The organism is Mesorhizobium sp. P5_C1, from assembly GCF_054049815.1.
The window spans coordinates 1-1,868 of sequence record NZ_JBFULQ010000811.1 but is presented as its reverse complement, the minus strand read 5'-3'; the positions used below and the strand labels follow the sequence as shown (position 1 = coordinate 1,868).

Below are 1,868 nucleotides of genomic sequence, written 5' to 3'. Positions count from 1 at the left end.
GACCTGCACGACAACAACGGTGCCGGTGCTACTCAAGTAGAGTTCGGTGCCACTGCCATCGACCGCTTGGGTGGATAATGCCTTGGTGATCTCAACCGTCGCTGGAAGCCATCCAGCCACTCTTGCGCTGCCGCCAGCGATCGCCCCATTTGCCGCAAGGTTTTGTGCCAGGCCCTGGCAAGTAACCCAATCGCCACTGCAGCGCGCCATATAGCGCGCTGCATCTTCGACGCCTGCTTCAAGCAGGAGACGCGTGTTCAGAACGTTCGAGAACTCGAACACGCCGGCCGACAATAGCAATACGAGTGGTATAGTGATCGCGACTTCCACCAGGGCGGCGCCGCTTTCGTCGCCTTGGAACCGCCGGACGATTTTGCCGAACCTGGTCATGTCGCCCTACCGATACAGCTGGGCTTCATTGCGGAATGCTTTGTCTACAAGGGTGTTATTGGCAAACCCTCCATCGACGTCGACGATCTCCAGGCTGATCGGCTTCTCAGCACCAGTGCCGTCGTCATCATCGGCATTGTTCTGCTTTGAGACCGGGGTGTTGACGAACACACTGGCATAGCCATCCGGCTTTAACTGGGTGTGGCCATTGATCTTGCCCGCGTTCGCGATGCAGTCGACGATCGCCATGTTGAGCAGACGGCGATCAGGATCCGGCGTTGGGTTGTCACCCTTGAAGCAAGACGGCGTCCCGGTTTCCTTTGTCGGCGCCTGAGACTTGTCCCCGACGAGCCCGTGCGCAATCTCGTATTTATAGACGTCATATCTGGAAGCCGGGACAGTGGTGGTGCCGGTGGGGTTGGTGGCGGCAGGGACGTTGGGGTATGTCGTGCCGTGATTGATCGACCAATAACTAGACCAAAAGCCTTGCGTAGCAATCTGATCGGACATTCCTTTTGAGTCGACATAGTTTGCGCCGGGAGGGAGAGGCAGCGCCGTTCCATCCGTAACGGGGGTGTATTTGCTGCAGCCGTTCTTCTGGCCCTTGCGGACATTGCTGGCAGGCCGGTAGTTCCAGTCCTTGTTGTTTTTATTCAACGAGCCGCTGTAGAGATCGAACCGGGTATTCAGCCCAGCGTTGACCTGWCCCAARGTGACGCCGGTTTTCGTGGTGAGCKYATCGCGKTKRTAGCARGTGCCTGMGGTGCCCATYGCKAKGGCATCWCGCAGCGARSTCARGTTGTTGTCGATYAGYCCGAARTTGCCRGGRCCWGGGTTCGAGTCSACCTTGAGAATACGAAACTCACGGCTATAGGTGTTGCCCGAGGCAAACGCCTGTTGGATCGTCTTGCTGGTCAACGGATCGGTCGTCTCGAACGGGTTGCACATGAARATYGGCACGGTTTCGCAGATMGACTGRACGAACCCGGCCACGGCCTGKGGCTGAATGTCCATAGTGTCCGCGCTGCCAATCATGCTTGCCGGAAAGATCGTCGCAAATGCGCCGGCACCATCCGCCAAACCGGACGCGTTCACCGTCACCAAGGAGAACTGCACCGCTTTCGGGTCGGTGCTTGACCAGTCATGGCCAGTAGAGTCGACGCCGTCAGCAGTCAAAGTGGTGTCATCGCTGGCGGGTATCCCGGTCAGGTATTTGATCGTGACATCGGCAAGAGCCAGTGTGTGATTGTCTGCCGTTGAAAATTTGGTTGTGTTGCTGAGGAGAGTAGTCGCCGCCCGGTTGGCTCGGTCAATCGAATCCGCCCTGCCATCAAGCTCTGAAGCTGTCGCAAGCGCAAGCGCATCGATACCTTTCTGCAGATCGTTGTGAAGCCCGTTGAGCCTGGCCATATCGATGGCCAGCACGGAAAAACCGATCAGAACCGGAAACATTATTGCCACGAAGATCATCGCTACGC

Annotated in this window: 2 protein-coding genes; both read right to left on the bottom strand. The window is 57.4% G+C overall.

The features are described 5' to 3' along the window. Positions 1–390 (bottom strand): TadE/TadG family type IV pilus assembly protein (locus ACXJ7R_RS31545; protein ID WP_457155226.1); only part of this gene is annotated, 390 nt, incomplete at its 3' end. A gap of 6 nt (positions 391–396) precedes the next feature. Then, positions 397–1,868: TadE/TadG family type IV pilus assembly protein (locus tag ACXJ7R_RS31540; RefSeq protein WP_457155225.1), on the bottom strand; the 1,472-nt coding region annotated here is incomplete at its 5' end.